Origin of the sequence: Cellvibrio polysaccharolyticus (assembly GCF_015182315.1) — a bacterium.
In the GTDB taxonomy this organism is placed as follows: Bacteria; Pseudomonadota; Gammaproteobacteria; order Pseudomonadales; family Cellvibrionaceae; genus Cellvibrio; species Cellvibrio polysaccharolyticus.
On record NZ_PRDL01000001.1, the window covers coordinates 499,794 to 519,388 of the forward strand.

16 protein-coding genes are annotated in these 19,595 nt (G+C 42.2%); 4 read left to right on the top strand and 12 right to left on the bottom strand.

What is annotated here, in order from left to right; translation table 11 throughout:
- Positions 1 to 72: 72 nt before the first annotated feature.
- Genes C4F51_RS02350 through C4F51_RS18295 form a run of 3 tightly spaced genes read left to right on the top strand, consistent with a single transcriptional unit; the run spans position 73 to position 3,871 of the window.
- Positions 73 to 1,029: a glycosyltransferase family 2 protein gene (locus C4F51_RS02350; RefSeq protein WP_193906813.1), complete on the top strand. Its 957-nt coding sequence runs from the start codon at positions 73 to 75 to the stop codon at positions 1,027 to 1,029.
- 1 nt (position 1,030) lies between these two features.
- Complete coding sequence (locus tag C4F51_RS02355) at positions 1,031 to 2,590, top strand: asparagine synthase C-terminal domain-containing protein (RefSeq protein ID WP_235992388.1); 1,560 nt, start codon at positions 1,031 to 1,033, stop codon at positions 2,588 to 2,590.
- A gap of 18 nt (positions 2,591 to 2,608) precedes the next feature.
- Entirely contained in the window at positions 2,609 to 3,871 is a 1,263-nt protein-coding gene (locus C4F51_RS18295; protein WP_193906817.1) for an O-antigen ligase family protein, read from the top strand.
- A 52-nt stretch (positions 3,872 to 3,923) separates the two neighbouring features.
- Here the strand turns inward: C4F51_RS18295 and C4F51_RS02365 are convergent, their stop codons facing one another.
- Positions 3,924 to 4,916 (bottom strand): hypothetical protein, encoded by a 993-nt coding sequence (locus tag C4F51_RS02365; protein WP_193906819.1) that lies wholly within the window; start codon positions 4,914 to 4,916, stop codon positions 3,924 to 3,926.
- A 911-nt stretch (positions 4,917 to 5,827) separates the two neighbouring features.
- On the opposite strand from C4F51_RS02365, the gene C4F51_RS02370 reads away from it, so the two are divergent.
- On the top strand, positions 5,828 to 6,868 hold the full coding sequence (locus tag C4F51_RS02370; RefSeq protein ID WP_193906821.1) for an acyltransferase family protein: 1,041 nt from the start codon (positions 5,828 to 5,830) through the stop codon (positions 6,866 to 6,868).
- 92 nt (positions 6,869 to 6,960) lie between these two features.
- Here the strand turns inward: C4F51_RS02370 and C4F51_RS02375 are convergent, their stop codons facing one another.
- From C4F51_RS02375 to C4F51_RS02425, 11 genes are all read right to left on the bottom strand, one after another.
- Positions 6,961 to 7,950 (bottom strand): glycosyltransferase, encoded by a 990-nt coding sequence (locus C4F51_RS02375; protein WP_328701424.1) that lies wholly within the window; start codon positions 7,948 to 7,950, stop codon positions 6,961 to 6,963.
- Positions 7,951 to 7,955: 5 nt separating this feature from the next.
- Positions 7,956 to 9,293 carry a phenylacetate--CoA ligase family protein gene (locus C4F51_RS02380; RefSeq protein WP_193906825.1) on the bottom strand — a complete coding sequence of 446 codons (1,338 nt, stop codon included), beginning with the start codon at positions 9,291 to 9,293 and terminating at the stop codon, positions 7,956 to 7,958.
- The gene (locus C4F51_RS02385; protein ID WP_193906827.1) at positions 9,280 to 10,404 is read right to left on the bottom strand and encodes a glycosyltransferase; all 1,125 of its coding nucleotides are present in this window, start codon (positions 10,402 to 10,404) and stop codon (positions 9,280 to 9,282) included. Before C4F51_RS02385 ends, C4F51_RS02380 begins: the two co-directional genes overlap by 14 nt.
- On the bottom strand, positions 10,401 to 11,384 hold the full coding sequence (locus tag C4F51_RS02390; RefSeq protein ID WP_193906829.1) for a polysaccharide deacetylase family protein: 984 nt from the start codon (positions 11,382 to 11,384) through the stop codon (positions 10,401 to 10,403). The genes C4F51_RS02385 and C4F51_RS02390 overlap by 4 nt, the downstream gene beginning before the upstream one ends.
- Positions 11,377 to 12,291, bottom strand: coding sequence for a glycosyltransferase family 2 protein (locus C4F51_RS02395; protein WP_193906831.1), 915 nt, complete (start codon positions 12,289 to 12,291; stop codon positions 11,377 to 11,379). Before C4F51_RS02395 ends, C4F51_RS02390 begins: the two co-directional genes overlap by 8 nt.
- A complete protein-coding gene (locus C4F51_RS02400; RefSeq protein ID WP_193906833.1) occupies positions 12,279 to 13,628 on the bottom strand; it encodes a phenylacetate--CoA ligase family protein in 1,350 nt (449 codons plus the stop codon). Before C4F51_RS02400 ends, C4F51_RS02395 begins: the two co-directional genes overlap by 13 nt.
- A gap of 3 nt (positions 13,629 to 13,631) precedes the next feature.
- Positions 13,632 to 14,726 carry a glycosyltransferase gene (locus C4F51_RS02405; RefSeq protein WP_193906835.1) on the bottom strand — a complete coding sequence of 365 codons (1,095 nt, stop codon included), beginning with the start codon at positions 14,724 to 14,726 and terminating at the stop codon, positions 13,632 to 13,634.
- Entirely contained in the window at positions 14,723 to 15,874 is a 1,152-nt protein-coding gene (locus C4F51_RS02410) for a glycosyltransferase family 2 protein (protein WP_193906837.1), read from the bottom strand. The genes C4F51_RS02405 and C4F51_RS02410 overlap by 4 nt, the downstream gene beginning before the upstream one ends.
- A complete protein-coding gene (xrt, locus tag C4F51_RS02415) occupies positions 15,875 to 17,332 on the bottom strand; it encodes an exosortase (RefSeq protein WP_193906839.1) in 1,458 nt (485 codons plus the stop codon).
- 130 nt (positions 17,333 to 17,462) lie between these two features.
- The gene (locus tag C4F51_RS02420) at positions 17,463 to 18,212 is read right to left on the bottom strand and encodes a PEP-CTERM sorting domain-containing protein (protein ID WP_193906841.1); all 750 of its coding nucleotides are present in this window, start codon (positions 18,210 to 18,212) and stop codon (positions 17,463 to 17,465) included.
- Positions 18,213 to 18,470: 258 nt separating this feature from the next.
- On the bottom strand, positions 18,471 to 19,529 hold the full coding sequence (locus tag C4F51_RS02425) for a fibronectin type III domain-containing protein (protein ID WP_193906843.1): 1,059 nt from the start codon (positions 19,527 to 19,529) through the stop codon (positions 18,471 to 18,473).
- Positions 19,530 to 19,595 lie beyond the last annotated feature (66 nt).

Sequence of the window (19,595 nt, forward strand, 5' to 3'; positions counted from 1 at the left end):
ATGTATTCTACAGGATGGACTTATTTCTGTGAAACATAATTGTAATATTAGTGAATTTTATAGAGGAAGAGTATGCCTAAAGCAACTATTATCATTCCTGCCTACAATGCAGAAAAATATATAGCCAGTACTCTTGAATCGATTTTGAATCAGACATTTTCAAATTTCGAGTGCATCATTATTGATGATGGTTCGACGGATAATACGGTATCGTATGCAAAAAAAATAAACGATCCGCGATTTCAGATTATATCTATAGAAAACTCAGGCGGCCCGTCTGTTCCTAGAAACATTGGGTTGGATTGTGCCAAGGGTGAGTATATATTTATATTCGATTCGGATGACCTGATGCACCCACAAAAAATAGAGCTGTCTGTTGCGGCACTTGATAAATATAACGGTGCTAATTTTTTATTTACAAATTTTTCATCTATAAATGAAAATGATAGGGTGCTAAAAGAAAGCTTCCTTGATGAATACGATACTCTATGGAACATTTTTCCGGATGGGGATAGAGTTCAAGTTGAGCAGATTAACTCCGGCGTATTATATAGTACAATTCTTTCTGCCAATTATATTGGTACTTCAAGTGTTGTCATCAGGCGATCATCGCTTACTGAATCAGATAGATTCAGTGAAGATTTAAAGAATGGAGATGACTACTTATTTTGGGTTCGTTTTTCAAAAAAAAATAACGCTGTTTTTATAAATAGAAAACTTCATAAATATCGTATTGTAAAAAGCGGAATAAGTGGTCGTGGCTTTCTCAAAAGAGCTCCATCTATGATTTTAGGGCTTTCCAGAATACTTAATGATTGTGAAGATTACAGACTAAGAAAAATAGTTAAAAATAAAATGTCTATCGTTTACGCGGGGATGGCCTATTCCCATTATAAACAAGGTAACTATGCTCTTCAGATAGATAGCGCTAGGGAAAGTTTAAAACTAAAGTTCAGTTTTAAATCGATTAAGTACTATTTGGCTGGATCATTATTATTGATTTTCAGAAAAATTAAGAGTATTGGATGAAATGATTTATTATGAATTTGAAAAAAATAAGCTCGATCCTCAAGCCAGTATTCCGGATAATTATTTGAACGTATTGTATTTTTCCACGAATGCTCAACAAAGCCATAATGGTGAAAAAGTCGGAATCTTTGTCAACGAATACCTTAATGAAATAACCATCATGTCTACAATAGCTGGTGTTCTGCCTATTTTTTGGGCGTGGCATGAAAAAAAGCTGTTAGTGTCTGATAGCGTTGAGTATTTGCGAGCTAAAATCTATGGGAGAGAGAGGGCATCACCTGAAGATATAGACAAGATTGCTTTGCTTGAGTCAATTCTTTTTGATGGTCCTTTGGCGAAAAGAACTTTATTTAATAATATTCAAAAATTGCAGATAGGGCAAAAGATAAATTTCTTTCTTGACCGTGGAGAGCAGCAGTGTGACTGGTTTTGGTTGCCTAAAATACAGACATCGGCGGCAGCGAATATCAATGATGACGACACCATAGCATTGATCGACGAGCTAATGAGCGATGTAGAGCTTTCTAATAAGGAAGTGCTGCTTCCTTTGACTGGTGGCCTTGATTCAAGATTGCTTGCAGGCCTTATTAGTAAAAAGAGTCCGTCTAAAGTGCATTCTTACACATTCCAGCGTGGAGCTTCTTATGAAAGCTACTGTGCAAAAAAAGTTGCAAGAGAACTGAGCTTTAACCATTCTATCTTTAATCTTGGTGCCGACTGTTATAGAAATTTCTCAATGTCCTCGTCACAGGTATCAGGAGGAATGATAACTGGCATGCATACTCACGGTATATACTGCTGTGAACGACTGCTATCACCTGAATTAAGCGCGTTAGATAGGGTTTTTGGATATTTTGGCGATCCTTTAACTGGCGCAATGACAGAGAGTTATGCTGAAGCTGATCTCTCCAATAGCCCTGAAAAAATATTTGATAAATATAAAAAGACTATTTTTTCTGATTTGGTAGATAGATACAAGGACGAAATTATTGCTGATCTGAAAGAATCATATTTTGCATTTTTAACTACGGATTCTCCAAAAAATACATATCATGAGTTTTGGAAAATACATCAGAGACAAAACAATCTGATTACGCATCTTTTTAGCTATCATAGAGCCCAGCATTCGGTAAAAGTGCATACTCCTTTTGTTAATAGGAAATTTGCCGACTATTTTCTGTCTTTGCCGTACGAATTAAGATCGAATCGATGCTATTTTAAAAAAATAGCTCTGAATATTTTTCCTGATTTGTTTTATATTCCGTCTATACATTTCCCTAAAAAATCAAGCATGGCGAGGGTGGAGAGTACTTTTAAGTTTGCAGAGGATTTTTTTAATAAGCTGAATCCTCGTCAGGAGTTTTTCATGAGCCCATTTGTTTATGAGCATCACGAAAAGAACCTGGTCAATTATATGCAGGGTTCCATCATGGATGGAGCTTTTGTTTTTTCGGAAATATTTGAATCTAATACAGCTAGTATCGAATTTCCCGTTTGGAAAAAGTCAACTCCAAAAGAATATTATCGACTTTCTGCGCTCGGATCAGTTGTAAAAATTTAAAAATAGGCGGAAGTTTTTGTGACTCATCATGATCTACAAAAAAAATCAGTTGGTTCTGAAAAATTATTTGTAATACTTTTCTGTATTTATATTGTTACCTGGTATCTACAGCTTGGATCTAGAGTTGGAGTGCTTGGTGCAATAAGATTTGAATTTTTGCTGGGCACTTTTCTTTTACTGGTTGGTTTTTTCAAAGTCTTCACTGTTGATAAGCCAAGCCCCCTGCGTCCAATCATCGTTTTCTATATATCGGTGCTAGCTTTCTATTCTGTGTTTTCCTACGATAGAAGCAATTCCATCGATATTTTTTACAATAGAGTCGTAAAATTCTCAATGATGGCTCTCTTTTTCGCTGCATTTGTGCGAACTGAGTGGGCATTAAGGATGGCTGTCACTGCTTTCTTGATTGCTATGGCAAAACTTGGTCAGGAAGGACTATTTGGGTGGATAAGCGGAGGGCTTGTTTGGGAAAATCAAGGAGTGATGCGTTTACATGGATCTACTATGCTGTATCGACACCCAAATTCATTAAGTGGTATGGGCGTTGGATGTCTTCCTTTTATTTATTATCTTTACCCACTTGTTAATAAGTGGCAAAAACTCTTCCTTTTGTTTTTACTTGCTTGCTGTACGGTCATTATAATATTTACTGCATCAAGAACAGGCTACGTTGCAACTTTACTTTTGGGTATGTACTTATCTTGGGATCTAATTAAAAAAAATAAGATGAAGTTCTTTATATTCATAGCTATGGTGATACCCGCATTGGTTGGATTCACTCCTGATCAATACAAAGAACGATTTATCTCTATTTTCACCTTGGAAGAGGCGGAAGGAAATTCATCTGGAACCAGATTGGAAATTATTGAAGATGCTTTTGAAATTTTTCTGAAAAAACCTTGGGGGGTTGGTGTAGCGGCGTTTCCTAAAGTTAGGGAGGATACCTTTGGGCGGGCGCAGGATACTCACAATTTGTACCTTGAGCTCTTGACTAATTTAGGCGTTTGGGGACTTTTAATATTTTTATACTTTATATACAAAATGATGAGGCTTAACAAGCAAGTCATTAAAGGTTTGGAGTGTGATGAGAATATGCGTTTTGTTGTGGCGATATCTAAAGCTGTAGTAGCTTTTTTGCTTTCAAGGCTTTTTCTCGGTATGTTTGGTATGGATACATATGAAATATACTGGTGGTTTGCGCTCGGCTTGACGTTGTCATCTTTTTCAATTTATAGAAATTATATAAAGAGTAATAATAGAAAGTTTTTAACGGCCCATTAAAAATAGCTGGGGCCTATCGGTGCTAAATCGATAAGCTCCAACTATTTCGCTATTAAGGCGTGAGTGGACTTTTTGGGCAAGAAGGACAGCTCAATAAGACACCTTGAGCGTTAACCTTTTCATCGTGATTAATAACATAGAGATAAGTTTTACCCGAGGTCTTTACTAATCCATCATGAAAGCCAACTACGATCTTGTTATCTGTCCAGCTTTTAATGGGCAATATTTCCTTTTTCATAGCTGGTGTCCAGCGTGAATCTTCAGAAATTTCTACTCGAGCAGGACTTGAAGCAATGTATATGTCTGTTAACGCCGTTGTCATATTTTGAAAAAGATTTAGATTGTGTTCAAAGCCAAGAAGTCGAACATGTAATGGCAGATTGGGATAACCTGGGTCTTTTTCACACGCAAGATCATGTATTAACTGCCCATTAATCCATGTTCGAGTGGATTTTTTCTCCAGGTCCACATCTATCATATGATGGTTCCATTCATTTACTTGCCCGTTCCATCTTCCCCAATGAACTTTTTCGCCACATGTCAAGTGCATTTGAGTCCATGATATTCTTGTTCCATAACCACTGGAGTTGTCCCAAATTCGAATAAATTTATTGGAGCCGCCATCAGTACTTGGGTCCATACTGGGCTTGTACCACCATGACACAAAAAGTCTCTTCCGTTGAGAATCTTGAGGTTGGTAATTTGGCTCCATTAAAAATGTTGACTTAGCGGTTGCTTCATAAAAAACTGACTTGCGATGACTCTTGGTATCTTCAGACTCGGTAAAGTGAAATGGTTTTCCGTAGCTATTAGTATTATTTTTCCATTTGTGATTCGCTGAAGTAGGAACTACAGCTTCATTTTGTTGTTGTGGATCAAATGAGGATTTTACATCATCCCAAAATAGCATGGGGTTTCCGTTCCCGAAGTTCGTTCCCAATATTTCAATATCATCACCTACAAGGACAGCCTCCTTGGTATTCGGAGTCGATGCGCCAGCATGAAATGCAAATGTTAAGATGCCAACTAGAGCTATGTGTTTCAATTTCTAATACCCACTTTAAATTGACTTGATCTGTGTTTGAAAGCATTAACTCTCGGTGTTTGGTAAGCCCATGAATTGAAAAATTTTTAAGTCCATTATTCCAATAACTTTAGTAATGATAAAAATTTAAAGAAAACATGTATAACAGCTTCATGTGATGTTGTAGATCAGAACGACCAACGTATCGTAGAGCAGATCCATCTTTTAAATATTATTGCTTAAAAAATAATCATTGCCAAGATCCTCTTTATAATATCTTCTTCTTCTTTATTGGATCGACAACAAAGATGGACTTAAAGAGTCTTCAGATTAAAAGGTAGAAGAACATTATCACGAGAAACTCTCGAAAAGAAATGTTGGATTAGGTGCCAGCTTCGGAGGTGTGAAATTGACGAGATAATGGAATTTCCCCCAGATAGAGTCGTTTTTTTAAAGTTTCGAGTGAAAGGTTTTAGGGAAACAGAGTGGGTCGCTGACCCCTCGAAGTCCAAGATGCGTCACAGGAGGGCTGAAAAGGAGCACCAACAAAAATTTATGGGCAATATCTATGATCAATTTAAATTATATTATGCTTTTTTGGGGGGCATACAAAAGATAGCTGCACTTAAAACAAAAATAAGCATGTCAATTTAACTATTCTTTATGAAACCGGCCTCATTAAAAATAAATCATCCTAATAAAATCGAACTATTTTCGTGCTCAATGAGCAGCGTAGTAAAGGAAATTAAATATCGAAGTCATCAATGAAGAGATAATAAGTATTAATCTTCTAGGAGTAATTAATATGAAGAATTAATTACGATGTGGTCTGCACTGAAATTTTACGGAATAATTAGCCCTCCCGGCAACAATAAAATGCTGACAAATTAAATGCCAAGTTTGTCGAAATATTTTACAGGAATAAAAGTGCTATGCGTAAAAGTGAGATAGGAAAAAATCGGTTCAACATTCTGGATCCCTTAAGGTTTTTCGCTGCAATGAGTGTTCTCGTTTATCACTATTCCATTTTTCTTAAACACAGTGGGGCAGAATGGTTACTTCACACATTATCTTTTGGATATCTCGGTGTAAATTTCTTCTTTCTGCTAAGCGGATTTGTAATCATTGCATCTGCACAAAATAGAAATGCAATTGACTTTGCTGTGTCCAGAGTCATACGGCTTTACCCCGCATTTTGGATTTGCCTATTAATTACAGTAGCGGCTATATATTTTATTGAAGAAAAAAAAATATCAATTTTTGATGTTTTAGCCAATGCCTCTATATTGAACGATTACCTTGGGGTAAAAAACATTGATGGAGTTTTTTGGACGCTACAAGCTGAAATTAAATTTTATGGCTGCATATTTTTATTAATTCTTACTGGGCTAATACGATTTATAAGAACTTGGCTTTTAGTTTGGCTCCTACTCTCGATTTTATATCACTTTTATGAGCAACCATTTTTTCTAAGCTGGTTTATTAGTCCCGGATATTCCTTCTATTTCATTGGTGGTGTGTGTTGTTACCAGCTTTATAAAAGAAGAGATCCCCTCATACTTTCCATTCTTGTCATTTCTATGATTTTTTCTATCATAAAGTCTTCAAGTCAGATATATGATTTCTTTCCCGGTGCTGGTGGTCTTGATGAAATGATTGCAGCAGCAATTATCAGTATTTTCTTTTTAACGTTTTACCTGCTTTCCATGGGACTACTCAATTTTCAGCCCCGTCGATATTTTTTATTGCTTGGCGCCATCAGTTATCCACTCTATCTAATACATAATCGCGCCGGAAAAATTGTTATTGAAGAGTTTCTCCAGATTATGAGCCCAGTTTGTAGCGTCTTGTTGGTTTCTGTAATTGTGATTGCTGCATCTTTTTTGGTGCATATAATTTTCGAAAAACCCATGTCAGCTACAATGAAAAAATTCTGCTTCTCACTAATCAAAAAATTTCGCCTTACTAGCTAAACTTGGATATTTCTAATAAATATCAGTTTTTATGCGCCCAGCTATTGGGTGCAATTTTTATGTCTATGCGTCAATTGGTAGGTTCAATTTATTTATAGAGATTTTATAGCTTTTTCAAGTTCATTAAAATTTACGAACCAATTTTTATTCAAAATTAATTTCAAAGATTTAACTTGGTTCTCTAGAAATAGATAATTATTGCCTATGCTATTAATTTTTTCTGCCAGATCACTGGCTGAGCTATCGGTGTACAATGCACCTTGGGAAAAATAGTTTTTTATTGTTGTTGTTTTTCCAAGAATCATCGGTTTTTCCAGAGATACAGCCTCATAAGCACCACACGTCAATGTATACTCTTGATCAGTAATAACTATCAAAACATCTGCAGAGTTGATCAGTTTTTGATAATCATCTTCAGCTAAAAATCCAGTAAGAGTTACGTTGTCAGGTTTTTTTCTTTCTAGCTCCAAGCGATTGCTATATTTTTTATAATTTCCAGTTATGTATATATGTTTATGTGAATCTACTTTTCGAGCTGCATCCAGAATGTCCATGACAGGTTCATCTTCGCTATAGGTACATACAAACACGTAGTTTAAATTGCCCTGCAATTTTATTTTTTGTCCGCGTTCAAAGCTGGGAAGTTTGTCAGGTAATATGTAGGCATTTCCCCCCTGAGTATTAACATAGTTTTTTAAATATTCATTTGTAATTATAGTAATTTCTGATTTTCTCAGGGTGTACTCGCTAAGTAAATGGAATATCTTCCATACACTGTTCTTTGAGTTTAAGGTGTGGAATTTAAAGTTTGAGTGTCGATCAGATATGATTTTATATTTGAAAAATGGCTTTAGAAAACATAATAGCGAATTTAGAATGATAGAGGGATTCTGACAGAATACGATTTCAGGTTTTCTCTTTAATAAGGTAAAAATAGTTTTGAAGGTTAAGATGGTATAACGCACGGGTCTCCTTCCCGGGTGCGTAAGACAAACATAATCGGCCGAAAAAGCTTTTGCCAGCTCTCTCGACCTGCGGTGATCTTCCCATGTTACCCATATTTTATCTTTCATAATTACCACTAATTTCAAAGTTGGTCTTCTGATTTGATTACACGTATTTTTCCGGAAGCTTCCCGAGGTATATTCTCTACTTTGGAAAAATAAAATTCTATTTTTTTTGAAAATCCATGACGAAGCTTGTCTCTTATATAGGTTGTCGATTTATCATAAGCAGATTGCTCGGATGCAATTAGAATATTAATTTTTCCCTTGGATTTTATAAATTGTATCCCTTCAATAATTACACCTTTGGATTTCAGCTCTTCAACTATATACAGGAAGTATTCACCATGAAATTTTTCATGGTTTTCATTTTCAATAAAATCATAAGCTCTGCCCTTAATATCTTTCAAAATGGGAAGTTTGACGCCACAATTGCATGGTTCGTAAGAGATTGACCCAAAGTCTTTTATCTGATATCTGATTAACGGCATAAAATCGTTATTCAAGTCTGTTACCACTATTTCTCCGATGCTGTTCTCGGGTAGAGGAATTCCCTCTTCATCGATTATTTCTATCAGCACATTCTCTGCATTGATGTGAAGTTTCCCGTGGCTGCATTCGTGAGCTATGGTGCCAACCTCACCACATCCGTATTCATTAAAAACTTTGCAGTTAAATGCTTTTTCAATATTGTCTCGCATTGACTCTGTTAAAACTTCTGACGTGGATATTATCGCTTTAGGTCTAATATCGAATTTTCTTTCACTCTGAAGGTAGTTAATAGAAATTTCGTTTAGCATGGAGGTGTAACCGTAGAAATAATCAGGTTGTACCGAGTTGAGTTTTTCAAGATATAAGTCAAGTTCGGGTTTTGAGAATTTGAACGCAGAAAATCTGATTCGGCGTGTAACCAAGTCTATAAGTTTTGCCTTTTTCGCCATTGATGGATTTAAAGGAACTCCCCAGAATCGAGCCTGTAGATCACCTATATCAATTCCAGCCCACGAATATCCTCTCCATGCGGCAGCGAGTTCATAGCCCATGGCCGTTGCAGATTTTTTTACTGTAACAGGTGCGCCTGTTGATCCCCCTGAGGTCTTGGTGGTATGACGTCCACTTTTTCCTGTCTCAAGCATCTGAGATTTATTCCTAAGTGTTTCTTTACTTAAGAATGGAAATTTCTTTATCTCGTCAAGGCTTTCAACTTTTTTCGGAAGATTGAGTTGTGCATAATATATGCTGTTTTGGCTTTTTTTAAGAATATGATTCAATTTTGATATTTGAATATTTGAAATTTCTTCTCTATTAAAATTCTGCGACTTTTCAAAGAGTCTCAAAGGACTCCATATCCACTCTCCCCGAAGTAAAACTATCGGGTAATATACAAAGTATTTGAAAAATATTTTTTTAAGCAACTTCATTTTTATCTCTCTCTAGAGATAACATTTCCTCTGTATAAAGAGAAATGTACCTCTCTGCACAAGTTTTTGATGTGTAGTGATCTTTGAAGAACAATTTCAAAGTTTGACTTTTTTCTCTTGGCAACTCTTTTAGTTTAATGAGTGCGGTTACAAACTGATCTTCAATGAGCTCGCTGATAACAGCGTATTGAGTATTCTTTGGTAGAACCTCGCGGTTGGCTGGGATGCTGCTTGCCACGATTGCGCAACCTTCGCGCAATGCCTCTAAAATAGTTATTGGCATTCCCTCCGTCAGGGAACAGTTTACAAAAACATCCGTATTGCGGTATGCCTGTGTAGTGTTGTTGGTATATCCGGGAAGGAATACATGATCTTTCAGGTTCAGTTGGTTAATCAGATTTTGCAAATTATCTCGCTCACTGCCATCTCCATATATCACCAATTTCGATTGGGGCAGGTGGACAAGTAATTTTTTAAGTACTGAAATTAAAAATTGGAAATTCTTTTCTAAAGAAAGGCGCCCTATGGCTGTTATTTTATAGTCGCCCCTTTTGAAAAAGGAGATGGGTTCGTAAGCCTCACCGTTACTGGCGTCAGGAATTCCATTGGGAATAACATGCAGTTTTTTTCCAATCTTTCCATGAGGCACTTGATGCCTCATGCCTTCGCTGACGAGAACTACTGCATCCAGTTTGGGTAAGTAAAAGCGATCCAGCCATTGATTAATGAACATCTTGTTAAACTGCTTCTGATGAATGTAACCATGCACGGTAGTTATTACCGGTATTTTTCTCCAGCGCTTTGGAATCAGTCCCAGCAAGATGTTACCTTTGTAGCCATGGGAATGAATAACATCGGTTCCGCCATTTCTACAGTACTTGAGTATTTTAAAAGACTCCCGTATATCGGGAAGGGCAAGCATTCGCCATGGCAGATAGGGAATCCCGTATGCTTCCAGTTTCTCTTCCAGCGGCTTTTTGTAGTTTCCTCGCGTACCTATGCTGATTACTTCAACTTGAAGGCCGGCTTTTTGCTGAGCCTGGCACAGGTGAACGAGCATAACTTCAGCACCGTAGTAGCCACCGCTGTCAATGATATGGGTAACTTTCATTGGTAACCCCCCGAAGTATTTTCGTGAAAATTCATGCCATTGATAACTTGCTTGAATTTCCACAAGGTTTTCGGAGCAGCCTTGCGTCCCAATTGCATCATATTATTTTTTGATATGCTGCCAGGAAAAGCAACGAGGCCGTATTGATAAATGGAAGATGCCTGTCGGATAACAACCTGTGATATGTCCGTTGCCATGCCGTTGGGGTAACAAATCCCCAAGGGGTATTCACCGGTGTGTTGGGTAATAAGTTGATACGAGGTATCCAGCTCTTCCCGCAATTCCGACAGAGTAATTTTGCTCAATATAGGATGGCTAACCGTATGGCTACCAATAATTAAACCTTCGCTTTGCATCTCTTTAATTTCCTCCCAGCTTACCGGAAGAAATGGCTTTTTCGCTTCATTGATCCATTCAGTGTTGAGCCGCTGCGCTAAATTTTCAAAAAACACGTGTCGTTGAAGGCTGCTTAGCGTCAGGCAGTAATTTCCCAGGATATTCCAGGTCAGCAATTTATCCTTGTCAGATGCCAGCGGAAACTTCCCCAGGTCGTCCAGTAGTAACTCAGTGTGCTGGCTGTTGATCAGCAGGTAGCGCAGTACATCTGGCCATAGCATGCTTTTCTTATCAATAAAGTCAGTTGTGATATATAAAGAGGCGGGGATTTTTTCTGCGCGAAGAACCGGCCAGGCGTTGGTGTAGAAGTCCTGATGTCCATCATCAAAGGTAATAACAGCCGTATTGGGTTTAACTGTATTACTGGCAATTTCATTAATAAGTTGATTGATGCTCACAATTCTGAATTTTTTTTTCAGATAATGCATTTGTTCCTGAAATACCTGTGGAGATACTCCGGGCAAGAGGGGATGATCGATAATCCGATGGTACATCAAAATAACAGGCGTGTTGCGATGCAGGTATCGGCTGATACCCAGCAAGCCCAGTGTGTCGAACATATTTATAAGAATACGCTTAAGCATACTGCTTCTTGTGTCTTCCTAAAAATAACTTGGCGAGTGATTTCCATCCATAAATATAGGAAGGACAAATAAGTACGCCGTTAAGGTAATTCTTCAATGGCTCAAAAAAAGTGGATTCATTGACTGCGATAGCATTGCCTTGGCCAATATACATATCGGCTTTGGCCTTCCTGACCAATGCCTGATCGAAGTGCTGGCTATGCTGTTGCAGAAAGTTGTTCAGGATACGAAATGCATGGTCGTAGCGACCGCGGTAGTTGGTAGACATTTGTCCTGACCATTCGCGGTAGATGTAAGTGCGCTGGGGTATATAAGCAAAGTGCCAGTCAAGCGAGTAGCGAAGCCATAAATCCCAGTCGATTCCCATCCTGAATTGTTCATCGAAACCACCATTTTTATCAAGACAGGCGCGACGGATGACCGCTGTACCAAAAGGTACGAAGTTCCTAAGGAGCATCTGATTTTTTACATCGCCAGAGTGACGTTTGTATACAGCCGGTTTTTCGTAACGATGGCCATTTTCGTCAATATTACTGATTTCACTGTAAACAACACCGACTTTAGGGTCATTAAATAGTGGCATTTGTAAGGAAAGCTTATTGGCTTCCCATAAATCGTCGGCATCGCAAAAGGCAATGAAATCGCCGGTGGTATTCCGCAGGCCGATATTTTTGGCTTTCGGTTGTCCCTGATTCACCGTAGGAATATATTTTACTTCCGGCCGGTGCTCATATTTTTTCATCAGTTCATCGGTGTTGTCTGTGGAGCCATCATTAACAACGATGATTTCCAGCGGTCGCCAATCCTGAGCCAACAATGAATCAATGGCCTGGCCGAGGTACTGAACCATGTTATAGGTCGCTATAACAATGCTGACAAGTGGTTTGGTTGACGTTATATCTTGCATATGGAGAACCTGTACTTGCCGGATTTTTCCTGCGGAATTTTTTCAACATCACGTATGTCGATAAATACATCGTTGCCAAACACGCTCTGCAATTCGTCTTTCAAGGCCGCATCCGTGTTTTCATTGTATTCTGCGCCACGTACACGGTTGACGATGAGCGTATCAAGAGATTCCTGAACCAGTTGCATTTGTTGCAACCCGGGAATATCGGTAAGCGTTCGCTCCACCAGGGATACGCCGGCAACCTGACCGCCATTTTTCTTTTTAAGAAAGTCCGCCACTCGCCCTTCGAGTCTTTCGAGTATCGGCAATTGTCGACCACATGAACACGGTCGGCTGCTGAGCACGCCTACATCTTCAATGCGATAGCGTATTAATGGCATACCGTAATTGTTCAGATCGGTAACTACCAGTTTTCCGGGCGTGCCATCGGTAACGGGCAGGCCATTATCATCAACAGATTCCAAAATAATGTGGGAGCTATTGATGTGCATGCCCTGATGCTGTTCACACTCGACGGCAATAAGACCGGTTTCTTCACAGCCATAGCGGTTTGTTACAGCCGTGTTGAAGGCTTCTTCAATGACCTGACGTTCGTGATCCAGCAACATCATTGAAGTGGCAACAATACCTTTAGGGCGAAGATCAGTGATCTTTTCTGCAAGCAAAAAACTGGCAAAAATATAAATGGAATGGGCATGTCCAAAGATAACGTCGGGTTGAAATTCTCGCCACCGCTCAACGAAAGTGGTCATACTTTCTTTATCAAGGTGCATGGTGTCGAGATAAATAGTTTTTTCCAATAATCCGGAGCGAATTTTTTGCTGGAGCGTTCTGGCAACCGGGGGGTTACCCCAAACGGCGGCAACCCGACTACCTACCTGCCAGCCAGCTAAACTATCAGCATACATTTGCGCTGCGTTGCGCTTTTGTTGGCAGAGTTGGTCAAAGTAAAGGTCCAGCGAAACGCCGGTAGAACCGCCGGTTTTGGCTTTTTTCAGAGCACTCTTTTGATAAGCGCTGCTGATAAACTGTTCGGTATTTTCGCGGATATCACTTTTGGTGGTGATGGGGAATTTGCGCAGATCCGCGAGCGTGACCAGACTTCCTGGCAAAATTCCGTTTTTCTCCATGATGTTGCGATACCAGCTGCTGCTCTGCCAGGCATGGCTGAGAAGTTGCGTCAGCTTTTCCGTTTGCAGGTTTTCAATTTCAGCCGGTGAATAATATTGTTGTTTTTGCAGGCGTTGATATTCCCGGGTCCGGTGCCCACCCTGTTTTTTGTCCCAGAGACTGAAAGCCAGTTTGCCCAGGAATCTGTCCGTGTCATTGCTCATTGGTTAACTGCCGTACAGGTTTTCGTGTTGGATTACCATGGCTTTGAGAGAGAACTCCTGCTCAATGCGCGCCTTGGCACACTCACCATAATAAGTTTTTGTTGCTGGCTCATTGGCAAGTGACGCTATGGCATCTGCCAGGCCGGTGATATCACCTTTTTCAATTAAAATGCCGTTCAGGCCGTCGATAATCAATTCCGGGTTGCCACCAACATTGGTTGCTACCACGGGCAAGCCGGCTTGCATATATTCCATTAGCGTATTGGACAACCCTTCCGAGTCTGATACCAGCAGGCCGATATCGGCTTGCGATAATAGGCGGCGTGGCTCATTGACTTGCCCCAGCCAATGGATGGCATCGGCAATACCTTTTTCGGCGATAAAGGCTTCTATTTCCTGAACATAGGTGGCGTCCTGTTTTTCGCCTGCCAGTGCCAGTTCCACCACATGTCCGGTAACCAGTAGAGCATGTACCGCTTTGATGGCGTCCAGAGTTCGTTTGACCGGTTTGACGTTGGCGACCAGAATCAGCTTGATGCTTTCAGTGGCCGAAAAAATTGCTTCATGCGCATTGCTATCGGTATCAAAGGCGTCGATGCCATTGTAGATAATGTGTTTTTTATGGTCCGGTAATTGTTCCTGTTGGCTAATCAACTCAGCGACCGCTGCTGAGTTGGAAACCACAGCGTCCGTTCGGAAGGCGAGCCTGCGAAAAATCCACGAGGGTTTGCCGTGGTAAATTAATCCCATGTCTCTGCGTGACGTGATGATGCGGAGCCTTGAGGATTTCAGCAACGCAGGAGCCAGAATACAGGCATCCGGGAACCAGGCATGAACTACCTGCACACCTTGCTGGATCAACTGTTGGCGGAAAGCCATCAGGGTTTTGATCGCATTCCAGCTAAAAATTCGGCTGATGCCAAGCGTTCGTACCGCGCAGGGGAAATCAAAGCCATCGCGGGTGAAGGCGGTATCTCTTAAAAGCACCAGCTCAACATCGTGTTTGTGTGCGGTTAAACCTTCTGCCAGCTTGAAAATTTGTCGTTCGCTACCGGCGGCAATACTGTGCAACGCATCGACGAGGATGGTAATTTTCATCGGGTTTCCTGTCCGCCGCGAGGTTTCCACATCACAATTTTTTCGCCTCTCGAATAGCGGATAAACGCAATCAGCGAAGCAATATTAATCAGGCAGAAGTAATGGGGTAGCTTTAACAGTTTATGGTGGGAGCTACCGCTCAATGCCGCCCATGCGGCCGCGCCGTAAAATAGAATTTGTACGGCATAAGTAAACGCATAGAAGGGATCGTTGCCAGTGATAAAGCCGTTGCTGATAAAAGCAATAATTAGCGGTATAAACGCCAGGTAGCGCAGGAATTTATGGGAGATCAGTTGCAGTGAAAAAACGCCATAATGTTTCGGGTTGAAGAGGTGGCGCATGTCGGCCATTGCCCAATACGCCCGTAACGAAACCCGAACACGCATATTAAATTCTTTCTGATCGTCTTCAAGAATTTCTTCATTGAGCAAAGCTTTTTCACAATAGACCACGCGCTTGCCCTGAGTGACCACCTTTAACGGCTGTACAAAATCGGGTAATTGGTCTGCTTGCATGTTCTGGTAAAGGTCGCGACGAATGGCATCAATACCGCCATCCACTCCAACGACGGATGAAACGCGGGTTTCCAGTCGGCGCAGCAAGTTTTCGTATTTCATGTAAGCGCTACAGCCATCACCGGCCACTTTGCCTTCAGTGGTGACGTAGATCATTTTACCGGTAACATAACCCACGGATTGATCCTGAAAGCATTCCACCAGGTTGTGGACTGCATCCGGGTGATAAATGCTATTGGCATCCGAAAAGATAACAATATCACTGTGTACCGAGGCCATTGCCAGATTGAGCGCGCTGGTTTTACCTTGTCGTGGTGACTGTCTTATCAGACTCACCCGTTTATCTTCTGCGGCAATAGTTTGCACAATGTCATCAGTGCCATCCGTAGACTCATCCGAGATGACAATAATATTCAGATGGTCTGCCGGATACTGCTGGTCAAGTTTGTTGCGAATGGTCGCCTCTATATGGGCTGCTTCATTATAAGCCGCGATCAATACCGTTACTTTGGGCGGTTCGCTGGGGGCAATTTGTATACCCGGTTTATGAGCCGGTAAAACCTTTAACAAGAGCGGGTAGCCTGCGTAGATATAAATAACCAGCAAGGCGCTAATCCAGAAGATAATTTCCACTTAGTTGTCCTTCAACAGCATGAAATCAGAAATGACGTCGTTAAATACCGGGACGACATTGTCACAGGCTTGGGCATCACAAGGTGTTTGCAATGTCACAATAGTAAAAAAAGGTGACTGCGTTATTGCTGCCGGTATCTGCAGTAATTTTGCCTGGCTCATTGAGCCCGTCCGGTATGGGCCCACTTCCAGCCATTGCAGTTGCACCACTTCCCGGATTCCGGCTTTTTGTCGAAAGCGCGTTAACACACCGGGGAGGATTTCGGAGCCGGTTTGCTCCTGTATTGCCCAGCTTTCGTTGTTAAACAAGCGGGGCAGATAAGGAACAAGCTTGTCTGTTTTATCGACACGTTGGTAATGGTCGATGTTGATATAAACCGCTACACCATCGCGCTCAACGCGGCGGGTTTCATGAAACCCGCCAGCGGCGAGTGTAACCGGGATGGGCAAAGTCACATTGGCCGGGTTACTGGTAATCTCCAGCCGGGTTTGCCAGTCGGTAAATGCTGGTTTGTTCGTCAGTAACCATACCGCCAGAGGGCCGGATGCCAGCAGGATGATGCCTGCAATAATGGAGAGCAACGAGGGTAATTGCAGGCTGATGGGTGATCTTTGCGGTTGGCGCACAACCGGGGCAAAGTAGATGGCAGGTAAACACAGGCAGCCGAATAATATCCAGCCAAAATATTCATGGTCTGCCATCAGCGGGCTTTGCATTTTTGTTTCGTGACCTACCAGAATCAAAATAAATATTCGAATCCAGTTGGCGAATAAACCGATTGATGCTGCAACCAGCAGTGTCATCAGCATGCGCTTGATGTTGTAGTGATTTAACAGGCTGATGATGTAACCCAGGGCGAGGGCGATAACGAAATAACGAATGCCTGAGCAGCCATCGGCAATAAGAATATGCCCGTAGGGAATAAAAATACTATTGCCTTCAATAAGTGCAGGCATGCCGATCGCCTTGACCATCCAGCCCACCACGTTACTGCTCATCGACAGTAGCAAATCATTGAGTTGATCCCAAACCGGGATGGCAAAAATGAGCAGAGCAAATACCAGTCGTTGCTGCCAGGCAGTTTTCAGACCGTAGATCGAGGCATAAAAAAGAAATAGCAGCGGCAGGATGGCAAGTTGTTCAATAATGAAGATATTCAGATGCCAGGCAAGCGCTTGAGTGACAGAAAAAATCACGAGAAGGATCAAGAGGCTCAGCCGAAGAGCGATGGGGTCTTTGTACGTTTGCCAGGGCAGGCTGTTATAAAAGAAATAAAAGAATGCGGCGATAATCAACAGGCCATGGGAAAGCCCTTCGTCCCAGCGAGTCCAGCGTTCAAAAAGACTTGTCCAGGTAGTGAAAAAAAGAATAACAAAGGCTGTGACCAGCAATAAAGGCAGCCATCGGGAAAGACCGGAAAATTTCCGGGGAATGTGGGGTGGGGTGCGAACTTCCATGCGTCAAACCGGAGCTGTTACCGATCCTGGATAGTAGCTGATGGACAGTCGCTTTAACAGCGGAGCCATTACAGTCAATATAAAAAAGGCCAGCTTGCGCCGGCCTTTTCGTGTCTTGCCTGGTCAGTAATCAGGAGCGCATGCGACGACGTGCAGCACCGAGACCCAGCAGACCCAAACCGAGCAGCAACAAAGTGCCTGGTTCCGGTACTTGGCCAACGGTCACGTTATCAATGCCCCAGCCATCACGAGCGGCATAACCTGTATCAAAAATCAGGCTGGCGCTGGAGATGCTTACATCGCTGGTAAGAGTAATGTACTTGATATTGCCGTTTGGCAGGGCACTGGTCAGTTGATAAGTAGCATCAACTTCGCTGCCGTCGGTCAACTTCAGGATCAGGCGAGCGCCCTGGTCGTTGGCATCAGCCAGATAAAAGCCGATGGCATTGAACGGTGCGCCACCGATGGAGATGTTCCACTGCACTTTCTTGGCATCGTTGCTATCGAGCCAGTTTCCTGATGCTACTTCACGGCCTTCTTCGCCCGTAGAAGAGTCTTCAATTTTCAATTCTGTAGATCGCTCGGTGTCACCGGCATTGGTGCCGCCAGGAGTTACCAGAGTAAAGTCGCCAACGCTGGTTTGAAAGGTGGTTGCAGTATCAACCCAGGCCAATTGGTCGTTAGAGTGTGACTGGGCAAAACCATGCAGTGGCAGATTTTCAAAATCTTCCGTTACATGATGGTTCAATTTGCTGAGAAAAAGGGCTTCAGCCGCGGCAGCGTCATCAAATACATTAATGCTGATAACAGCAGCCTGGGTAGTGGAAGCTGCAGCGAGCAATGCTCCTCCAGCCAACAGCGTTTTCATAAATGCTTTCATCGCGTTATCTTCCGTGTAAATAAAATGAGGGGATGTGAAGTTTGGTCTTCGGGACCTGATCACTAACGGATAATACAAAGCAGTTATTGTGCCAACTAAAAAAATCCATTTTTTTCAATGAGTTATAAGAATTGTTGGCAGGTTTTTTTGGTGGGGTGTAAAAAAAACCAACACCCCTCTTGATGTAAATCAAATGCTTGAGTGAGGATTGAAGCAGGCGCGGTGCCTGGCTGCGAGTCAGGCACCGCGTTGCTTTTGCTATTGAGGTCTGAGCGCGACAAATTCGCTATACAAGCCTTTGTTGTCATAAACGGCAATCTCAAAATCCCAATGGGGGGACCAGGACGCTGAAGTATAGGCGGTGGTGGTATTTCCAGGGATGGCCACCACTTTGTAAGCGCTCAGGCTGTCGGGGCGATAACGCAATTCATAACCCCGAATTTCATTCAGCTCCAGATAGCGGCCGTTTTCGCGTTGTTGCGGGTGTTGCCATGTCAATTTTACACCGGTCGTACTCAGGGTCCCGATAGTTTGGGCATCCAGCGGCAGACTAAAACCGGAGACGTTACCAGCGCCGTCGCGAGCACGAAGAGTGTAGGTATAGCGGGTGTTGGGCGAGAGGTTCTGATCCAGATAGGTCAGCACCCGGCCACTGATGGTGGCTACCAGGTCGCCATTACGATGAATCTCATAAACACTGACCCCGACGTTATCGCGTGCTGCTTGCCATACCAGATCAATACGTGTGTCTTTAACGTTGGTGGCCTGGAAGCCGGAGGGGATTGATGGGGGCTGGTTGTCGTAAGGAAGTTCGCCAGGTCTTCCCGATGCCGAGCTGCTGGAGTTAGCCGCTGTGCCTGCAGGCGCGGTACGAATTGCCAGCGCTCCTGTGTAAGCTGACCAACTGGTGGTGCCACTCTGTACCCGGTAGAGATATTGTTGGCCGGGTTCCAGTCCATTATCGTTATAGGTGGGAGACTCTGTAGTAGCAATGATTTTGCCGTTGCGGGTAATGCGATACTGAACTGCCTGAGTGCCCATCGACACCGCATCCCACGCCAGGCTCACGCTGGTCGCCGATATTTCATTGCTGTGTAAATTGGCTGGAGTGGCGGTACCGTTTGGCGACGGGATAGACGAAGCTTGTTGAGCGCTGGAAGGTGTCGGAGCAATTGAGGTTGCTGATGACGATGAGCCGGTGGTTACCGGACGAGAGTCTGAACCCGAGTCGCTGCCGCCACCACCACAGGCTACTGTAAGCAAGCTCATTACCAGCAGCGACTGCTGGCAAAAAAATCGACAAATGTTACGGCTCATGCTGCCATCCAAATAGTGAAAAGATGCAGGATGAGCAGGGAGGCAAAAAATTGCTTGAACCCCTCC